The organism is Arthrobacter sp. NPDC055138, assembly GCF_053607305.1.
Map to the genome: position 1 here is coordinate 95,105 of NZ_JBSGTH010000003.1, position 17,272 is coordinate 112,376.

At 66.0% G+C, this 17,272-nt stretch carries 13 protein-coding genes; 10 read left to right on the forward strand and 3 right to left on the reverse strand.

What is annotated here, in order from left to right:
* Positions 1-133: 133 nt before the first annotated feature.
* Together ACWF5H_RS08600 and ACWF5H_RS08605 are read right to left on the reverse strand one after the other, a co-directional pair.
* Entirely contained in the window at positions 134-1,387 is a 1,254-nt protein-coding gene (locus ACWF5H_RS08600) for a M24 family metallopeptidase (protein WP_452036197.1), read from the reverse strand.
* Positions 1,388-1,430: 43 nt separating this feature from the next.
* Positions 1,431-3,017: a purine-cytosine permease family protein gene (locus ACWF5H_RS08605; RefSeq protein WP_364652461.1), complete on the reverse strand. Its 1,587-nt coding sequence runs from the start codon at positions 3,015-3,017 to the stop codon at positions 1,431-1,433.
* Between the two features lie 160 nt (positions 3,018-3,177).
* On the opposite strand from ACWF5H_RS08605, the gene ACWF5H_RS08610 reads away from it, so the two are divergent.
* Complete coding sequence (locus ACWF5H_RS08610) at positions 3,178-4,683, forward strand: PucR family transcriptional regulator (RefSeq protein WP_452036198.1); 1,506 nt, start codon at positions 3,178-3,180, stop codon at positions 4,681-4,683.
* A gap of 25 nt (positions 4,684-4,708) precedes the next feature.
* On the opposite strand, the gene ACWF5H_RS08615 is transcribed toward ACWF5H_RS08610, so the two are convergent.
* The gene (locus ACWF5H_RS08615) at positions 4,709-5,377 is read right to left on the reverse strand and encodes a GntR family transcriptional regulator (RefSeq protein ID WP_452036199.1); all 669 of its coding nucleotides are present in this window, start codon (positions 5,375-5,377) and stop codon (positions 4,709-4,711) included.
* A gap of 170 nt (positions 5,378-5,547) precedes the next feature.
* On the opposite strand from ACWF5H_RS08615, the gene glyA reads away from it, so the two are divergent.
* The 9 genes from glyA (at position 5,548) to ACWF5H_RS08660 (ending at position 17,182) form a co-directional block, all read left to right on the forward strand.
* Positions 5,548-6,843, forward strand: a complete 1,296-nt coding sequence (glyA, locus tag ACWF5H_RS08620) for a serine hydroxymethyltransferase (protein WP_452036201.1) — start codon at positions 5,548-5,550, stop codon at positions 6,841-6,843.
* The gene (locus ACWF5H_RS08625) at positions 6,843-8,060 is read left to right on the forward strand and encodes a sarcosine oxidase subunit beta family protein (protein ID WP_452036203.1); all 1,218 of its coding nucleotides are present in this window, start codon (positions 6,843-6,845) and stop codon (positions 8,058-8,060) included. The genes glyA and ACWF5H_RS08625 overlap by 1 nt, the downstream gene beginning before the upstream one ends.
* A 14-nt stretch (positions 8,061-8,074) precedes the next feature.
* Positions 8,075-8,428 (forward strand): sarcosine oxidase subunit delta, encoded by a 354-nt coding sequence (locus tag ACWF5H_RS08630; RefSeq protein ID WP_452036204.1) that lies wholly within the window; start codon positions 8,075-8,077, stop codon positions 8,426-8,428.
* Entirely contained in the window at positions 8,425-11,373 is a 2,949-nt protein-coding gene (locus ACWF5H_RS08635) for a sarcosine oxidase subunit alpha family protein (RefSeq protein WP_452036206.1), read from the forward strand. The genes ACWF5H_RS08630 and ACWF5H_RS08635 overlap by 4 nt, the downstream gene beginning before the upstream one ends.
* Entirely contained in the window at positions 11,366-12,025 is a 660-nt protein-coding gene (locus ACWF5H_RS08640; RefSeq protein ID WP_452036207.1) for a sarcosine oxidase subunit gamma, read from the forward strand. The genes ACWF5H_RS08635 and ACWF5H_RS08640 overlap by 8 nt, the downstream gene beginning before the upstream one ends.
* Position 12,026: 1 nt before the next feature.
* On the forward strand, positions 12,027-13,520 hold the full coding sequence (locus ACWF5H_RS08645; protein ID WP_452036209.1) for an L-serine ammonia-lyase: 1,494 nt from the start codon (positions 12,027-12,029) through the stop codon (positions 13,518-13,520).
* A 16-nt stretch (positions 13,521-13,536) separates the two neighbouring features.
* Positions 13,537-14,400 (forward strand): formyltetrahydrofolate deformylase, encoded by an 864-nt coding sequence (purU, locus tag ACWF5H_RS08650; protein WP_364652347.1) that lies wholly within the window; start codon positions 13,537-13,539, stop codon positions 14,398-14,400.
* Positions 14,401-14,891: 491 nt separating this feature from the next.
* Positions 14,892-15,518, forward strand: a complete 627-nt coding sequence (locus ACWF5H_RS08655) for a TetR/AcrR family transcriptional regulator (protein ID WP_452036211.1) — start codon at positions 14,892-14,894, stop codon at positions 15,516-15,518.
* Positions 15,515-17,182 (forward strand): MDR family MFS transporter, encoded by a 1,668-nt coding sequence (locus ACWF5H_RS08660; RefSeq protein ID WP_452036212.1) that lies wholly within the window; start codon positions 15,515-15,517, stop codon positions 17,180-17,182. Before ACWF5H_RS08655 ends, ACWF5H_RS08660 begins: the two co-directional genes overlap by 4 nt.
* Positions 17,183-17,272 lie beyond the last annotated feature (90 nt).

The following is a 17,272-nucleotide window of genomic DNA, read 5'->3' on the forward strand; positions in this document are numbered from 1 at the left end:
GGATAAAGGAGGGGGGAGGGGCTCCGAAAAGAGTGGGGGTTGCGGTCCGGCAGAGGGGAGAGGGGTTTTTGGGGGGGGGGGGGGGGTTTTTGGTTGGGGGGGGCCCCCCCCCCCCCCCCACAGCAGGGTTAGGTCAGGCCTGGATGATGTTGTTTTCCGGGCCGAAGCCGAATTTGGTGATGTTTTCGACGCTGTTCTCGCCAATCACGAGGATGTCGTGTTCGCGGTAGCCGCCGGCACCGGGTTCGCCGTCGGCTACGGTGATCATCGGTTCCATGGAAACGACCATGCCCGGTTCCAGGACGGTATCGATGTCCTCGCGCAGTTCCAGACCGGCTTCGCGTCCGTAGTAGTGCGAGAGGACGCCGAAGGAGTGGCCGTAGCCGAAGGTGCGGTTCGGAAGCAGCCCGTGGCCGATGTAGATCTCGTTGAGCTCCGCGGCGATGTCCTTGCAGACCGCGCCGGGCTTGATCAGTTCCAGACCGCGGCGGTGGACCTCCACGTTCACGTTCCACAGTTCCAGGGAGCGCTCGTCCGGCTCGCCCAGGAATAGGGTCCTCTCCAGTGCGGTGTAGTAGCCGGAAGTCATCGGGAAGCAGTTCAGGGACAGGATGTCGCCGCGCTGCAGCTTGCGGGTGGTGGCCCAGTTGTGTGCGCCGTCGGTGTTGATGCCGGACTGGAACCAGACCCAGGTATCGCGGACTTCACGGTGCGGGAAGGTACGGGCAATCTCGTGCACCATGGCTTCGGTGCCGATCAGCGCCACTTCGTACTCGCTGATGCCTTCGCGGATGGCTGCCTTGATGGCCTCGCCGCCAAGGTCGCCGATCCGTGCGCCGTGCTTGATGACTTCGATTTCCTCGGCCGACTTGATCATCCGCTGGCGCATGGCGTCCTGCGAGACGTCGAGCAGTTCGGCGCCTTCGAAGGCGGCCTGGATGCGCTGGCGGGTCATCAGCGGCAGTGCGTCGTCCTCGACACCGAGGCGGCGGGCGCTGATACCGCGCTGGCGCAGGGCTTCCTGCAGGCCGAAGTAGAAGTTGTCCCGCCGCCAGTCGGTGTAGACGATGTTCTCGCCGTAGCTGGTGCGCCACGGCATGCCGGCGTCGATGTTTGCGGTGACGGTGACCGAGTCGTCGGCGGTGACTACCAGGGCGTAGTTGCGGCCGAACGTGGTGTAGAGGAAGTCCGAGTAGTACTTGATGCCGTGGTAGCTGGTCAGGATGACTGCGTCGAGCTCTTTGGCGGCCATGATGGCGCGCAGCCCGGTCAGGCGGCGTTCGAACTCTGCATCGGAGAAGGTCAGTTGCTGCTTTTCTCCGTTATGCAGGACTTTCAGGCGCTCGAGTTCGGAAACGCTGTTGGCTGAGCTGGTAGCGATGGTCATGGGTTCTCCTTTAGTGCTGTTGATACGTGAGGCCGTTGTGGTCTTAGGGGGTGGGTGCAGCCGTCCGGGTCTCGGGAGCGGGCGGAGTGTCCGTGGGGACTGGCTCTTCGGAATCCGCCAAGGCGGTTTCGCAGCTTCCGTACTTCTTCAGGAACTCCTCGTCGGAGCTGCTCTCCTTGAGGCCCAGCGGGATGCCGGCTGCGATGCGTGACTTGAACCGGGGGTAGCCGAGGACGAAGTAGACCGTTGCAGCCGTCACGGTTCCGCCGAGCCAGGAGAAGTCGATGCCGCCGACTGCGGTGGCGATCGGACCCTGCAGCACGGGGACGGAGCCGTACATGCACATCCAGGTCATGAAGATACCGGCGAAGAAGGCGATGAAAGCTGCCGGGTTGAAGGCCTTCAGCTGGGTGTCATCAACCGAACGGAACAGGTAGCTGAAGTTCTTGTGGCGGCGCTCGAAGACGAAATAGTGCACGGCCATGATGCCGCCCCAGGTGGCCACCCACGCTGCGATCGCGATGATCCAGTTATGCAGCAGGTGGGCAAAGTCGGTCGCGAACATGAAACCGATGACCGCTCCCATGGCGAGGCAACCCACCAGGATGGAGAGCTTCTTGCGGGAAACCTGAATGTCCAGAGCCTGCGTGGCCACACTGAAGGTGTACATGTTGATGATGTTCGTGGCGATGGGGCCGTGGATGACCAGCAGGATCACCGGGATCGCGAAGGCTCCGTAGTTTTCGACGATGAGTTGGCCGGGGTCGGCGCTGCCATTCTTCGTTGCCAGGCTTGCACCGAGCACACCGAGCCAGACAACCGGGAGGAACTGGCCCAAGACGCTGACGATGTAGAGCTTGGACGGCCGAATCTTCTTGCTGACGAAGCGTGAGTAGTCAGGAGCGTAGGTGAACCAGCCGATGCCCCAGCCGATGCCGATGGCGGTCATGATGGAGGACATGGCTGCGATTCGGGGCATTCCGGTGAGCACCTCGCCGACCGGGCCCTGGTACGACCAGTCAATATCGAGCTGGGTCCAGGCCACGACGGACATAGCGATCAGCACCAGCACTGTCGGCGGCATGGTGATGCGCTCGAACCGGGAGATGGCCCGGTAGCCGCGGTAGCAGATGGCTACCTGGATTCCCATGATCACGGCTGCGGTGGCGATCCGCCAACCCAGGTTCGATTGCTCGGGGTCGACCCAGCCGATCATTCCGAACAGGGCCATGATGAGATCCAGAATGACCCAAGTGTTGACTGCAGACCAGCCAATGGCGATCACGGCTTGGATGGCGGCCGGCAAGTAGGCGCCGCGGCGGCCAAAGGCACCCCGGGCTAGGAGCATGCCGGTGGCGCCGGTGCGCTGGCCCAAGATGACGAAGAAGCCGAACCCGAGCATGCCGATGACATTGCCGGCGATCAGGACTGTCAGCGTGTCCGCCAGGCTGAGGCCCAGCGTGATGCCCAGTGCGCCGAGGATCCAGTTGATAGGCGCGACATTGGCGCCTGCCCAGATCCAGAACTGACCGGAGAGCTTGGTGGTGCGGGCCGATTCGGGAACCGGCTGGAGGATGTCTTCTACGTTGTGGGTACTTTGTTCGGATTTGGTGGCGGATCGCTGGCTCATGGCTGTTCTCCTGATGGTTTGGAACATGAGGCGGGAGCAGGACTGCATCCAGAGTAGAGGTGATCCAGCTCACAGCGTATATTCGGAACGTAACCACTTGAGTGCCCGGTGGGTGACACTCTGTCGCCTAGGTATCCGGCACTAAGAGACGGAGCCTTCCATGGTCGTGAAGTTGTCGGACGTGCTGGAGCTTGAGCTGATGCAGCGAGCCAGCCCCTTGGTGCGGGCGGGCGCGTCCTTGATTCCCGCCAGCAAAGTGCGGTGGGTCCATTCGAGCGAAGTGCTCGAAATCGCGCCGCTGTTGCGCGGGCAGGAGTTGCTGCTCAGCGGCGGGGACGCCTTATTGAGCCTGAGACCGGCCGCTCAGCAGGAGTACGTTCGGAGCCTGGCGGCGCGGCACGTGACCGCCTTGGCGATTCAAACCGCCGGCGGTCGCTCCCTCTCGTCCGAACTCATCGGAGCAGCGGAGGAGGCCGGGTTGCCGCTCATTGAGTTGCGGCGTGTGGTGCCGTTCGTGGAGATCGCGGAAGAGGTCAACCGGACGGTGGTATCCGAGCACGTCACGGCGCTTCAGACCGCGGATTCCATCTCGCAGCGCCTGGCCGAACATCTAGCTACCTCGGGTCCCGCATTGAGCCCCTTGATTGAGTTGATCTCGCAGGCGCTGCGGATCGAAGTGGCGTTGCTGGATCCCAGTGGAAGCGTGCTGGAATTCGCTGGCGGCTTCCCTCCCGATTCCACCTCCATCAACGTGGAATCCGACGTTTTTGTGGGCAGCCTACTGTCCGCGCGGCTACGGCTGCAGAGTCGGCTTGAAGTTCCCCCGGAGTTGCTGAGGACGGTGGGCGAGCGGATCGGCAGCATCTTGGCGCTGGCAGTATCCCAGCAGCATCGGCCCACAGCGCAGCAGATTGCCCATACAGCGTTAATGCGGGCCGTGGTCAGCGGGGCCGCTGGTTCCCAGATCCATGAATTGTGCACAGCGGCCGGCGTATCGACGGCCAAGCCGGCCTTCGTCATGGTGTTTCGCCGGATCGGACTGAGCAGCGTGCGAGGGGTAGCAGAAAAAATTCTCCGGGTCAGGTGTCCCGACGCTTTGACCTACCTGGACGGCGAAAGCCTCTGGGCCATGGTCCAACTCAGTGTCAGCGGGACGCGCCAGGAGCGGAGGGAGATTCTGGAGGGGCTGCGCGAGGACCTTCGCGGCCTGGCGGTGGCGGGGGCGCTCGGGCCAACAGTCGCCACGCCGTTGCACGCCCACTCGTCGCTGGTCGAAGCCCGGCTCACCCAGGCAGTGGGGGCTCCCGACGATCTGGAGTCGAACCTCCGCGACTGTGAGGATTTCCTCCTCGATCGGCTCGCGGCCCGTGAGCTTTCCGGGCCGGTGGCCGGGCGTATCACCCAAGAACTGCTGGGCGAACTGATGGACTATGACCGCAGGCGAGGAACACGGTTGCTGGATACGCTCGATGCCTGGCTGATCAGTGGCTGCAACTCTGCCGAGGCGGCCCGGGTCCTCTTCATCGAGCGCCAAACTTTGCACAAGCGGCTGCGGAAAATTTTTGAACTGATCGGCGGCGACCCCCGCGGCAGCGCCAAACTGCCCGGACTCTATTTGGCAGTCCACCTGGCGAAGAATCCGTCGCCGGTTGACGTCGGCATCTAAGGTCGGCGCGGCTACAGCACGAAGGCTAGAGCACGGCGCGGATGGTCTTTTCGAAGCTGGTGATGTGCTCCAGAGCGAGGCTGGAGGCACGGTCCGCATCGCCGTCGACGATTGAATCCAGCAGTTCCACGTGTTCGGTGATGTGGCCGGCGACGGAGGGCACTCTGTCCAGCACCAGGCACCAGATCCGGGTGGCCAGGTTGTCCAGTCGGATCAGCGTGTCCTCCAGATGCGGGTTGCCGGCGGCGCGGTAGATGGCCCTGTGCACGCTGAGGTCATAGCGCATCAGGTCATGCGTCTCCGGCCGGTCGTCCTCGAGCTTCTCGATCTCCCGGGCCAGTTCCGAGAGTTCCGCGCGCATGGCTGCGCCTGCGGATTCTGCGGCCTTGCGGGCGGCGAGGGGCTCCAGTACGCGGCGCACTTCGGAAACCGCGGCCAGCTCGGTGATGTCCACGATGGTGGCAAAGGTGCCGCGCCGCGGATAGGAGATGACCAGATGGTCGATCTCCAGTTTTTTCAGGGCTTCGCGCACTGGGGTGCGGCCGAAGCCCAGTTGGGCCGCCAGTTGGCCGTCGTTGATCGGAGCGCCGGGCCGGATGTCCAGCATGATCAGCTTGTCCCGCAATGCCCGGTAGGCCTGTTCGGCCAGCGACAGGGGCTCGGTGCCGGCATCGGTTTCGGCGGTGATGCTCATGGTGCTCCTTGCAGGGTCGGGGCCGTTGGTGGTCGGACGGGTTGTCGGATCAAATGGGCATTGGAACAACCCTTGACTCGCGGTGATCTCCATCATACTATTGCAACCAGTTCTGATATATCAGTCACACATTAGTCGTGTTGGAACAGTTTCTTCAAAGGAGTTATCGGATGGCGAACACACTTTCCGCCACCTTGGCAGCCGCGGATCCCGAGGTTGCCGCAGCCATTGGCCGCGAGCTGGAACGCCAGCAGACCACGCTGGAAATGATCGCGTCGGAGAACTTCGCGCCCCAGGCCGTGATGGAAGCCCAAGGATCGGTGCTGACCAACAAGTACGCCGAGGGCTACCCGGGCCGGCGCTACTACGGCGGCTGCGAGCACGTGGACGTGATCGAGCAGCTGGCCATCGACCGGGTGAAGGAACTTTTCGGAGCAGAAGCAGCCAACGTGCAGCCGCACTCCGGCGCCCAGGCCAACGCCGCGGCGATGTTCGCGTTGCTCACGCCCGGCGACACCATCCTTGGCCTGGACCTGGCGCACGGCGGCCACCTGACCCACGGCATGAAGATCAACTTCTCCGGCAAGCTCTACAACGTTGTCTCCTATGGAGTGTCCGAATCCGACCACCAGATCGACATGGCGGAAGTTGAGCGGCTCGCCGTCGAGCACGAACCGAAGCTGATTGTGGCCGGCTGGTCCGCCTACACCCGGCAGCTGGATTTCGCCGCGTTCCGCCGCATCGCGGACAAGGTCGGCGCCTACCTGATGGTGGACATGGCACACTTCGCCGGGCTTGTCGCCGCCGGACTGCACCCGAATCCGGTGCCTTACGCCGACGTCGTCACCACCACCACGCACAAGACGCTCGGCGGCCCGCGCGGGGGAGTCATCCTCTCCAAGCAGGAGCTGGCAAAGAAGATCAATTCGGCGGTGTTCCCCGGCCAGCAGGGCGGCCCGCTGGAGCATGTCGTGGCGGCCAAGGCCGTGGCCTTCAAGTTCGCCGCCTCCGACGAGTTCGCCGACCGGCAGCGCCGCACGCTGGAAGGCTCGCAGCTGCTGGCCAAGCGCCTGCTGGCCGATGACGTTGCTGCCGCCGGCATCAGCCTGGTCAGCGGCGGCACCGACGTGCACCTGGTCCTGGTGGACCTGCGCCATTCGGAACTGGACGGCCAGCAGGCCGAGGACCGGCTGCACTCCATCGGCATCACGGTGAACCGCAACGCCGTGCCCTTCGATCCGCGCCCGCCGATGGTCTCGTCCGGCCTGCGGATCGGCACCCCGGCGCTGGCCACCCGCGGCTTTGGCGCCGCCGAATTTACCGAGGTGGCCGACATCATCGCCACCGCGCTGAGCCGCGAACCCGCCGCGGACCTGCTGGCCGGACTGCGCAGCCGCGTCGCCGTGCTGGCGGAGAAGTTCCCGCTATACCCCACTCTCAACGCCGAGCCGAACGGAGCCGCATAATGGCCGATCTGCTGCCCGAGCATCCCGATTTCCTGTGGCGGAATCCGGAGCCGAAATCCTCCTACGACGCCGTAATTGTTGGCGGCGGCGGCCACGGGCTGGCCACGGCCTACTTCCTGGCCAAGAACCACGGCATGACCAACATCGCCATCCTGGAACGCGGCTGGCTGGCCGGCGGCAACATGGCCCGCAACACCACGATCATCCGCTCCAACTACCTGTGGGATGAGTCGGCGGCCATCTACGAGCACTCGCTGAAGCTCTGGGAGCAACTGCCGGAAGAACTCGAGTACGATTTCCTGTTCAGCCAGCGCGGCGTGCTGAACCTGGCGCACACGCTGGGCGACGTCCGCGAATCCGTCCGCCGGGTGGAGGCCAACAAGCTCAACGGCGTGGACGCCGAATGGCTGACGCCCGAGCAGGTCAAAGAGGTCTGCCCGATCGTCAACATCGGCGATGACATCCGCTACCCGGTCATGGGCGCCACGTACCAGCCGCGTGCCGGCATCGCCAAGCACGACCATGTGGCCTGGGCCTTCGCCCGCAAGTGCGACGAGATGGGCGTGGACATCATCCAGAATTGCGAGGTCACCGGCTTCCTCAAGGACGGCGACCGCGTGACCGGCGTCGAAACCACCCGCGGCCGGATCCTGACGGACAAGGTGGGCCTCGCGGCCGCCGGGCACAGCTCGGTGCTGGCGGAACTGGCCGGCTTCCGGCTGCCGATCCAGTCGCACCCGCTGCAGGCCCTGGTCTCCGAACTCTTCGAGCCGGTGCACCCCACCGTGGTGATGTCCAACCATGTCCACGTCTACGTCTCGCAGGCGCACAAGGGCGAACTGGTGATGGGCGCGGGCATCGACAGCTACAACGGATACGGCCAGCGTGGCGCCTTCCACGTCATCGAGGAACAGATGGCCGCCGCCGTCGAACTGTTCCCCATCTTTGCCCGCGCACACCTGCTGCGTACCTGGGGCGGGATCGTGGACACCACCCTGGACGCCTCGCCGATCATCGGCCCGACGCCGGTGGACGGCATGTTCGTCAACTGCGGCTGGGGCACGGGCGGCTTCAAGGGCACCCCGGGCGCCGGCTACACCTTCGCCCACACCATCGCCACCGGGGAAGCGCATCCACTGAACGCACCGTTCGCGCTGGACCGCTTCGAAACCGGCCATCTAATCGACGAGCACGGCGCCGCTGCCGTGGCCCACTAGGAAGGACTTCCTCGATGATCCTGATCGAATGCCCCTACTGCGGGCCACGCGACGAAACCGAATACCACTACGGCGGCCAGGCGCATGTGGCTTACCCCGCCGACCCGCACGCGCTGAGCGACAAGGAATGGGCCCAGTACCTGTTCTACCGGGAGAACCGCAAGGGCCTCTTCGCCGAGCGGTGGTCCCACTCCGGCGGCTGCCGGCGCTGGTTCAACGCCGTCCGCGACACCGTCAGCTATGAAATCAAAGCCGTCTACAAGGCCGGCGAACCGCAGCCCGATCTGGCCGCGCTCGCGGCCCCGGCAAGTGCCGCCCCGGCAACCGCCACACCAACCGCCACCGCACCGGAAGGAGCCGCGAAGTGAGCACCACCCAGACCCACCGCCTGGCCGACGGCGGCCGCATCGACCGCGGATCCCCGCTGAGCTTCACCGTGGACGGCACCGCCTACACCGGCTACCGCGGCGACACCGTGGCCAGCGCGCTGCTGGCCAACGGCGTGATCCGCTGCGGGAACTCCATGTACCTGGACCGCCCGCGCGGCATCATGAGCGCCGGCGTGGAAGAGGCCAATGCGCTGATCCACGTCTCCGCCTCCGGCCCGGCCAACCCCGTGGACGAGTCCATGCTGACCGCCACCACGGTGGAACTGCGCGACGGTCTGCAGGCCCGCTACCTGTCCGGGCTGGGCACGCTGGATCCGCGCGACGACACCGCCCGCTACGACAAGAAATACGTCCACGCCGACGTGGTGATCGTCGGCTCCGGCCCGGCTGGCCTGTCGGCCGCCCGTGAGGCAGTCCTCGGCGGCGGCCGGGTGATCCTGATCGAGCAGGACATCGATTTCGGCGGCTCGCTGCTGTCGGCACCCGGCCAGCTGATCGAGGGTAAGCCGGCAGCCGAGTGGACCGCGGAGGTGCTGGCCGAGCTCGCCGCGGCCGAAGACTGCACGCTGCTGCGCCGCACCGTGGCCTTCGGCAGCTACGACTCCAACTACCTGCTGGCCAGCCAGCGCCGCACCGACCACCTGAGCGACGCTCCGGAAGGTGTCTCGCGCAGCCGGCTCTGGCACATCCGGGCCCAGCAGATTGTGCTCGCGCCGGGGTCCTTGGAGCGGCCGGTCACCTTCGCCAACAACGACCGGCCCGGCATCATGCTGGCCGGCGCGGTACGCAGCTACCTCAACCGCTACGCCGTGGCCCCGGGCAGCGCACCGGTCTTCTTCACCACCAACGACAGCGTGTACGACGCCGTGGCGGACCTGCGCGCCGCGGGCATCGCGGTCTCCGCCGTGGTGGACGCCCGCGCCGAGCTGTCCGCCAGGGCGGCGGCGGCCCGCGACGCCGGAATCGAGGTCATCACCGGTTCCGCCGTGGTGGACACGGAGGCCGCCGACGGCGGCCGGATCTCCGCGGTCACAGTCAGCGCCATTGACGACGGCGGTGCCCCCGTCGGCGCTACCCGGCGGATCGAGTGCGATCTGCTGGCCGTCTCCGGCGGCTGGACGCCGACCATCCACCTGCACAGCCAGCGCCAGGGCAAGTCCCGCTGGGACGAGGACCTTGCCGCGTTTGTGCCGGTTGCTCCGGTCGCGGGCCAGCAGGTGGCCGGTGCGCTGAACGGCACCTTCGATACCGCGCACTGCGTGCTGGAAGGTGCGGCCGCCGGCCGTGCGGCAGCCCGGGCCGCCGGCTTCCCGGCAGCCGGGACGCAGGCGAGGCATCGCGCCGAGCCGGGTGCCGCCGTCGTTCTTTCCGCGGCAGAGAAGAAGGCCGCAGCGGGCAACTTCCGCCAACTGTGGCTGGTGCCGGCCGTGGTCCAGGACAGCGGCGAGCCGGATTGGCGCAACCACTTCGTGGACCTGCACCGGGACCAGACCGTGGCCGACGTGCTGCGGGCGACCGGAGCCGGCATGCGGAGCGTGGAGCATGTCAAGCGCTACACCTCCATCTCCACCGGCGACGAACAGGGCAAGACTTCCGGCGTGAACGTGATCGGCGTGATCGGGCATGCGCTGAAGAGCGGCGACATTGGCTCGATCGGCACCACCACGTACCGCGCGCCGTACACACCGGTGGCCTTCGTGGCGCTTGCCGGCCGCAAGCGCGGCGAGCTGTTCGATCCGGCGCGGCTGACCCCGATGCAGGAGTGGCATCTGGCCAGCGGGGCGGAGTTCGAGGACGTTGGCCAGTGGAAGCGGCCGTGGTTCTTCCCGAAGCCCGGCGAGGATATGGAGACCGCAGTGCTGCGCGAATGCGCCGCGGTGCGCTCCTCGGTGGGCTTTATGGACGCCACCACCCTGGGCAAGATCGAGGTCCGCGGCAAGGACGCGGCCGAGTTCCTGAACCGGATCTACACCAACGGCTACACCAAGCTGAAGGTGGGCAAATGCCGCTACGGCGTGATGTGCACGCCGGACGGGATGATCTTCGACGACGGCACCGTGATGCGCCTGGCCGAGGACCGGTTCCTGCTCACCACCACCACTGGCGGTGCGGCGAAGGTGCTGGACTGGTTCGAAGAATGGCTGCAGACCGAGTGGCCGGAACTGGATGTGGTCTGTACCTCGGTCACCGAGCAGTTCGCTACTGTGGCAGTTGTCGGGCCGAAGTCTCGGGCGGTGGTGGCCAAGCTGGCGCCGGACCTGGATGTCTCCAACGAGGCCTTTGCCTTCATGGACTTCCGCGATGTCACGCTGGCCAACGGTATCCCCGCGCGGATCTGCCGGATCTCTTTCTCCGGCGAACTGGCCTTCGAAATCAACGTGGACGCCTGGTACGGCCGGGTGGTGTGGGACGCGGTGGCCGAAGCCGGCGCCGAGTTCGGCATCACGCCCTACGGCACCGAAACCATGCACGTGCTGCGCGCCGAAAAGGGCTTCATCATCGTGGGCCAGGACACCGACGGCACCGTGACCCCGCAGGACGCCGGCATGGAATGGATTGTCTCCAAGGCCAAGGACTTTGTGGGCAACCGCTCCTACAGCCGGGCCGACAACGTGCGCGCCGACCGCAAGCAATTGGTCGGGGTGCTCCCGGTGGACCAGGACGTGCTGCTGCCCGAGGGGTCGCAGCTGGTCAAACAGGGCACGCGGATCGCTCCGGCCGAGGCTCCGGTCCCGATGGAGGGCCATGTAACCTCCAGCTACCGCAGCGTGGCCCTGGGCCGCACCTTCGGCCTGGCGCTGATCAAGAACGGCCGCGACCGCATCGGCGAAACTCTGCTGGCCCCGCTGGGCGGGAAGCTGGTGGAGGTCACCGTGGCAGACACAGTACTCTTCGACCCGGAAGGAAGCCGCCGAGATGGCTGAGCAGCTGATGGAACAGTCCGAACACAAGCAAACGCAGGCCGCCGAGCCGGTGCACCTGCGGCGCAGCCCGCTGGCCCACTTGACCGAAGCCATCCGCGGCGGCCAGGTGGCGGGGGAGCGAGGCGTGGCGCTGCGCGAAGTCCCGTTCCTGACCATGGTGGGCCTGCGCGCCGAGCCCGGCTCGGCCACCTCGGCCTCGTTGGAGGCTGCAGCCGGAGTCCCGTTGCCCACCAAGGTTGGCCAGGTGACCGGCGATCCGGAGGGCACGGCGGTGCTCTGGCTGGGCCCGGACGAGTACCTGTTGGTCGCCCCGGACGGAGCGACAGCCGGCGCGGATCTGGCTGCCGCACTCGGCGCTGAGCCGGGCGCCGTCGTCGACCTGTCCGCCAACCGCACCACGCTGGAGCTGTCCGGGCCGTCGGCTCGGTTGGTGCTGGAAAAGGGCTGCCATGCGGACCTGCATCCCCGGGTCTTCGGTCCCGGCACGGCGATCAGCACACAGTTGGCCACGGTGCCGGTGTTGCTGTGGCAGACCGCAGAGCGTGACGGCGGCCCGGTCTACCGGATCATGCCCCGTGCATCGTTCGCCGACTTCACCGCCCGGTGGCTGCTGGATGCGATGACGGAGTTTGCTGCGCCCGAGGTTGATTGAGATGGCACTGAGCGCGCTGGACCTGTTCTCCATCGGGATCGGACCGTCGTCGTCGCACACGGTGGGTCCGATGCGGGCGGCCCGGCAGTTCGCCGAGTCGCTGGCCGAGGACGGGCTGCTGGAGTCGGTGGCCCGGGTCAAAGCGGAATTGTTCGGCTCGCTCGGTGCCACCGGCGTCGGGCATGGCTCGGACAAGGCGGTGGTCCTGGGTCTGCAGGGCGAGGACCCGGAATCCGTGGACCCGGACGCGGCGGATGCCCAGGTGGAGGAAGCTGCGTCGGGCCGGAAGCTGCAGTTGGCCGGAATCCACCCGGTGGAGTTCGACCGGGCGGCGGACGTGGTGCTGCACCGCCGCCGCTCGCTGCCAGCCCACCCTAATGGGATGACCTTCACCGCGTACGACGCCGGGGGCTCGCCGCTGCGCGAATCCTCCTATTATTCGGTGGGCGGCGGATTCGTTGTGCCGGCAGAGGAGGCCGAGCAAGCGGCCGGCGCGACCGACACCAGCGAGGCGACGGATGCCACCGGCGCGACCGGTGCGACCGGCGCGGACGCTTCCGCCGATGCGGCCGGCGCCAAGGTGCGTGGTGCTGCGGAGGGGCAAATCCCGTATCCGTTCAGCAGCGGCGCCGAATTGCTGACCCGCTGCCGCGAGGCCGGGACGTCCATTGCCGGCGTGATGCTGGCCAACGAGCTCACCTGGCGGACCGAGGCAGAACTCCGGGCCGCGCTGCTGCGGATCTGGGCCGTGATGCAGGAATGCGTCGAAAACGGCTGCACCCGCACCGAGGAGAGGCTGCCCGGCTCACTGTTGGTCCGCCGTCGTGCTCCGGGACTGCGGCGGAGGCTGCGCGCCGCCGAGGCGGCGCGTGCCGCGGAGGGCACGCCTGACGCGGACCCGCTGTGGGCGATGGAATGGGTGAACCTGTACGCGCTCGCGGTCAATGAGGAGAACGCCTCCGGTGGCCGGATTGTCACCGCGCCCACCAACGGCGCGGCCGGAATCCTGCCCGCCGTGTTGCACTACTTCACCAGGTTCGTGCCCGGCGCCGACGACGACGCGGTGGTGGACTTCCTGCTCACCGCGGCCGCCATCGGCATCCTGTTCAAGACCAACGCCTCGATCTCCGGGGCCGAAGTCGGCTGCCAGGGCGAGGTCGGGTCGGCCTGTTCGATGGCCGCCGGTGCCCTCTGTGCGGTGCTGGGCGGGACCCCCGAGCAGGTGGAGAATGCTGCAGAGGTGGGCATTGAGCACAATCTGGGCCTCACCTGCGATCCGGTGGGCGGGCTGGTGCAGATTCCCTGCATCGAGCGAAATGCCATTGCCAGCGTGAAGGCGATCAATGCCGCGCGGCTGGCGCTGGCCGGCGACGGCGACCACCGGGTATCCCTGGACATGGCGATCAAGACCATGCGCGATACCGGCGCGGACATGAAAGCCAAATATAAGGAGACGTCCCGCGGCGGGCTGGCGGTGAACGTCGTTGAATGCTGATCAGAACGGGAACACCATGTCGATCCACAATGAGCACATCCTGACGCTTGACTGCCCGGAGCGGCTGGGCCTGGTGCATGCCGTCTCCGGCTTCCTGGTGGAGTATGGGCAGACCATCCAGGAACTCACGCAGTTTGACGACCGGCGGTCCGGGCATTTCTTCATGCGCACGGACTTCGCCGGGCAGAGCGGCGGGGCCACATCCACCGAGGAGTTGCGCGCGGCCTTTGCGCCGCTGGCCGAGAAATACGGCATGTCTTGGCAGTTGGAGCCCAAGGGCCGCAAGCGGCGGGTGCTGGTGATGGTGTCCAAGTTCGGGCACTGCCTAAACGACCTGCTGTTCCGCTCCCGAATGGGGGAGCTGCCGGTGGAGATCGTCGCCGTCGTCTCCAACCATCTGGACCACAAGGGCCTAGTGGAATGGCACAACATCCCGTACCACCATGTGCCGGTCACCCCGGATACCAAACCTGCCGCCGAAGCCGAACTGCTGGAGTTGATCGACGCGCACGACGTGGAGCTGGTGGTGTTGGCCCGCTATATGCAGGTGCTCAGCGACCACCTCAGCCGCGAGTTGACCGGGCGCACCATTAACATCCACCATTCATTCCTGCCGAGCTTCAAGGGCGCCAAGCCGTACCACCAGGCGTATGAAAAGGGCGTCAAAACCGTGGGCGCCACTGCCCACTACGTCAACGCCGAGCTGGACGAGGGCCCGATCATCGCCCAGCAGACGGTGGAGGTGGACCATACATTCGGTCCGGAGGATCTGGTGGCCGCCGGCCGCGATACGGAGTGCAAGGCGCTGACGAATGCGGTCAAGTGGCACTGCGAGGGACGGGTGATTTTGCACGGAAACCGGACTGTGGTGTTGCGGTAGTTTTCGGCTTCGGGTGGGTAATTTCCAACGCGCTTAGCGGCCACGGCGGACCCTTTCGTGTCGACTCCCGTCGCCACGCAGGGACCCTGCCGCCTGGCCTTCCTCGCTCGTTCCTCGCTCGGCGATGCGCGCTTATGGAAACCACCCATCCCTCCGACCGCTGTGCTGACATATGCAGCACGTTCGGCGATGCGTGCTGATGAAAAAGCCACCCAAGCCTCTGAAACACGCGCGTTCCTCGGTGGGTGATGCGCGCATATGAAACCTGCCCATCCCACTGAGCACGTTTCTGGTTGGGTGGTGCGCGCTTATGGACTGCCGTCACTTTCCGGCTGCGGCCCGTCCGGCGCGTTCGTCAGCGATACCTCTCGCCTTATGCCGTGGCCCGCTAGCGGGTGTGATGTTCGTCTAAGTTTTTGCAGGAGTGCAAGTTTGCACTTGTGAATGTTTTCTCGCGCTGGCACACTGGTTCGGTGAGTCAACTAAATTCCTTGCGTGAGCGTAAGCGCGCCGAGTGCTGGGCCGCGCTGCATGATGCCGCAGCCGAGGTGGCGCTGGAAGACGGAATTGAGAGCGTCACGGTGGACGGGGTAGCCGACGCCGCCGGGGTTTCCCCGCGCACGTTCTTTAACTACTTCCCGTGCAAGGAAGACGCGGTGCTGGGCCTTCGTGAGCCTGTGCTCGACGAAGCCATGCTGTCCGGATTCGACGTCCACGCCAACCTGTTGGACGAAGTCGGCAAGCTGATGCTGGCGGTAACCCGTTCCATTCAAGGGGGAGACGACGCGATCCGCCACCGAATCATGCAGAAGTATCCGCACCTGCTGCACCGCCGCGTTCAGTACGTGGTCAAGGTGGAGCAGTTGGTAACCACGGCTGTCTCCGAACTGCTCGCCGGGTCCGACCGGCTCGCGGACGCTGAACGGATTCTGGCCGCGCATCCCGTCGGTGGGCAGTACACCGCGGAAGACACCGCCCGCATGCTCGTGCTAACGGCAGGCACGGCGCTTCGCTTTGCCATTCAAAAGACCATGTCCCAACCCACCCTGGAATCGCAGACCGAGGCGCTCGAGCATAGCTTGGCCCTGCTGCGCGCAGTCCTGAAGGAATCCGAATGAAGAAAGAGAGCCTGCAGGCGCAACAGCGCCCCGCGGCATCCGCACCGTCCCAGCCGGGTCAGCATGGCCACAGCCATGGCAACCTGCTGCTGGTATTCGTTGCGCTGATGATGGCCATGTTGCTGGCCGCCCTGAACCAGACCATCCTGGCAACCGCATTGCCCACCATCGTGGGCGAACTGAACGGCGCCAACCTGATGCTCTGGGTGATCACCGCCTACATTTTGGCGGCCACCATCATGATGCCGATTTACGGCAAGCTGGGCGACCAGATCGGGCGCAAGTATCTGCTGGTCGGCGCGATCATCGTGTTCTTGATCGGCTCCGTGATCGGTGCCCTGGCCCCGGACATGGGCTGGCTGATTGCCTCCCGCGTGGTCCAGGGCCTGGGTGGCGGCGGGTTGATGATCCTGTCGCAGGCCATCATCGCCGACGTGGTCCCGGCACGGGAGCGCGGCAAGTACATGGGCGCGATGGGCGGCGTCTTCGCGTTCGCTTCCGTGGTGGGCCCGCTGCTGGGCGGCTGGTTCACTGAGGGGCCGGGTTGGCGCTGGGCTTTCTGGATCAATCTCCCCGTGGGCGCCTTGGCACTGGCTGGCGCGCTGTTCTTCCTGAAGTCGCGGCCGGTCACGGTGCGGCCGAAGCTGGATTTCTGGGGCATGCTGCTGATGGCTGCCGCCACCACCGGACTGGTCCTGGTGAGCAGCTGGGGCGGCAGTACCTATGCCTGGTCGGATCCGATGATGATCGGGCTGATCGCCGGGACCGTGCTGGCCGCCGTCGGGTTTGTGCTGGTGGAGCGGAAGACGGCCGAACCCATCATTCCCATGTCCATGTTCCGCGACCGCAATTTCATCATGACCACCATCGCGGGCCTGTTTGTCTCCGTGGCCATGTTCGGCGCGCTCGGCTACATGCCCACCTACTTCCAGATGGCTACCGGGGTAACTGCGACCGCAGCCGGCCTGCTGATGATTCCGATGATGGCTGCGCTGCTGGCCTCCTCAATGATCTCCGGCGTCCTGGTGTCCAAAACCGGCCGCTACAAGTGGATGCCGATGGCTGGCTCCGCGATAGTGGCGGTTGCCCTGCTGCTGATGAGCTTTGTTCACGCGGATACCGGTGTCTGGGTGCTCTGCGTCTACCTGGGATTGCTTGGTCTTGGCCTGGGCCTGAACATGCAGATTTTGGTGCTCATTGTGCAGAACTCCTTCCCGCTGCGGCAGGTGGGCACAGCGACGGCGGCCAACAACTTCTTCCGCCAGATTGGCGCCACGCTCGGTTCGGCCGTCGTGGGCAGCCTGTTCGCCCACCGCCTCGTCGACCTGCTGACCGACCGGCTGCCGTCTGCCGCGGTCGCAGCCACCGGCGGCGGCAACTCGCTGACGCCAGACATGGTGGAGCACCTGCCGGCACCCGTGCATGACGTCATAGTCGCGTCCTACAACGAAGCGCTGATGCCGCTGTTCCTCTACATGGTCCCGCTGGCCCTGGCCGCCACCGTGCTCTGCCTGTTCGTGGTGGAAAAGCCGCTGGCCACGACGCTGGAACCCGATGTCATGCCGGAGGCCATTTCGGAGGGGAATGTGATGATCACCGCCGAGACCGAGGGCAACCATCCGGCGAACACGGACCTGCGCGGAGCCGAAGCAGGCCGCCGGTAGCATCCGTCTCAGCATCCGTCTCGCAGCGTGCCGCCGCTCAGGCAGTGGCGGCACGCTCGGAGTGCCCGTCCCCGGAACCGCTCCGGCAGC

What these genes read in the sequence shown, in the direction of transcription:
- ACWF5H_RS08640 (WP_452036207.1), top strand. Translation starts at nt 11,366, where the DNA reads ATGGCTGAGCAGCTGATGGAACAGTCCGAACACAAGCAAACGCAGGCC.
- ACWF5H_RS08645 (WP_452036209.1), top strand. Translation starts at nt 12,027, where the DNA reads ATGGCACTGAGCGCGCTGGACCTGTTCTCCATCGGGATCGGACCGTCG.
- glyA (WP_452036201.1), top strand. Translation starts at nt 5,548, where the DNA reads ATGGCGAACACACTTTCCGCCACCTTGGCAGCCGCGGATCCCGAGGTT.
- ACWF5H_RS08660 (WP_452036212.1), top strand. Translation starts at nt 15,515, where the DNA reads ATGAAGAAAGAGAGCCTGCAGGCGCAACAGCGCCCCGCGGCATCCGCA.
- ACWF5H_RS08615 (WP_452036199.1), bottom strand. Translation starts at nt 5,377, where the DNA reads ATGAGCATCACCGCCGAAACCGATGCCGGCACCGAGCCCCTGTCGCTG.
- ACWF5H_RS08600 (WP_452036197.1), bottom strand. Translation starts at nt 1,387, where the DNA reads ATGACCATCGCTACCAGCTCAGCCAACAGCGTTTCCGAACTCGAGCGC.
- ACWF5H_RS08605 (WP_364652461.1), bottom strand. Translation starts at nt 3,017, where the DNA reads ATGAGCCAGCGATCCGCCACCAAATCCGAACAAAGTACCCACAACGTA.
- purU (WP_364652347.1), top strand. Translation starts at nt 13,537, where the DNA reads ATGTCGATCCACAATGAGCACATCCTGACGCTTGACTGCCCGGAGCGG.
- ACWF5H_RS08625 (WP_452036203.1), top strand. Translation starts at nt 6,843, where the DNA reads ATGGCCGATCTGCTGCCCGAGCATCCCGATTTCCTGTGGCGGAATCCG.
- ACWF5H_RS08630 (WP_452036204.1), top strand. Translation starts at nt 8,075, where the DNA reads ATGATCCTGATCGAATGCCCCTACTGCGGGCCACGCGACGAAACCGAA.
- ACWF5H_RS08610 (WP_452036198.1), top strand. Translation starts at nt 3,178, where the DNA reads ATGGTCGTGAAGTTGTCGGACGTGCTGGAGCTTGAGCTGATGCAGCGA.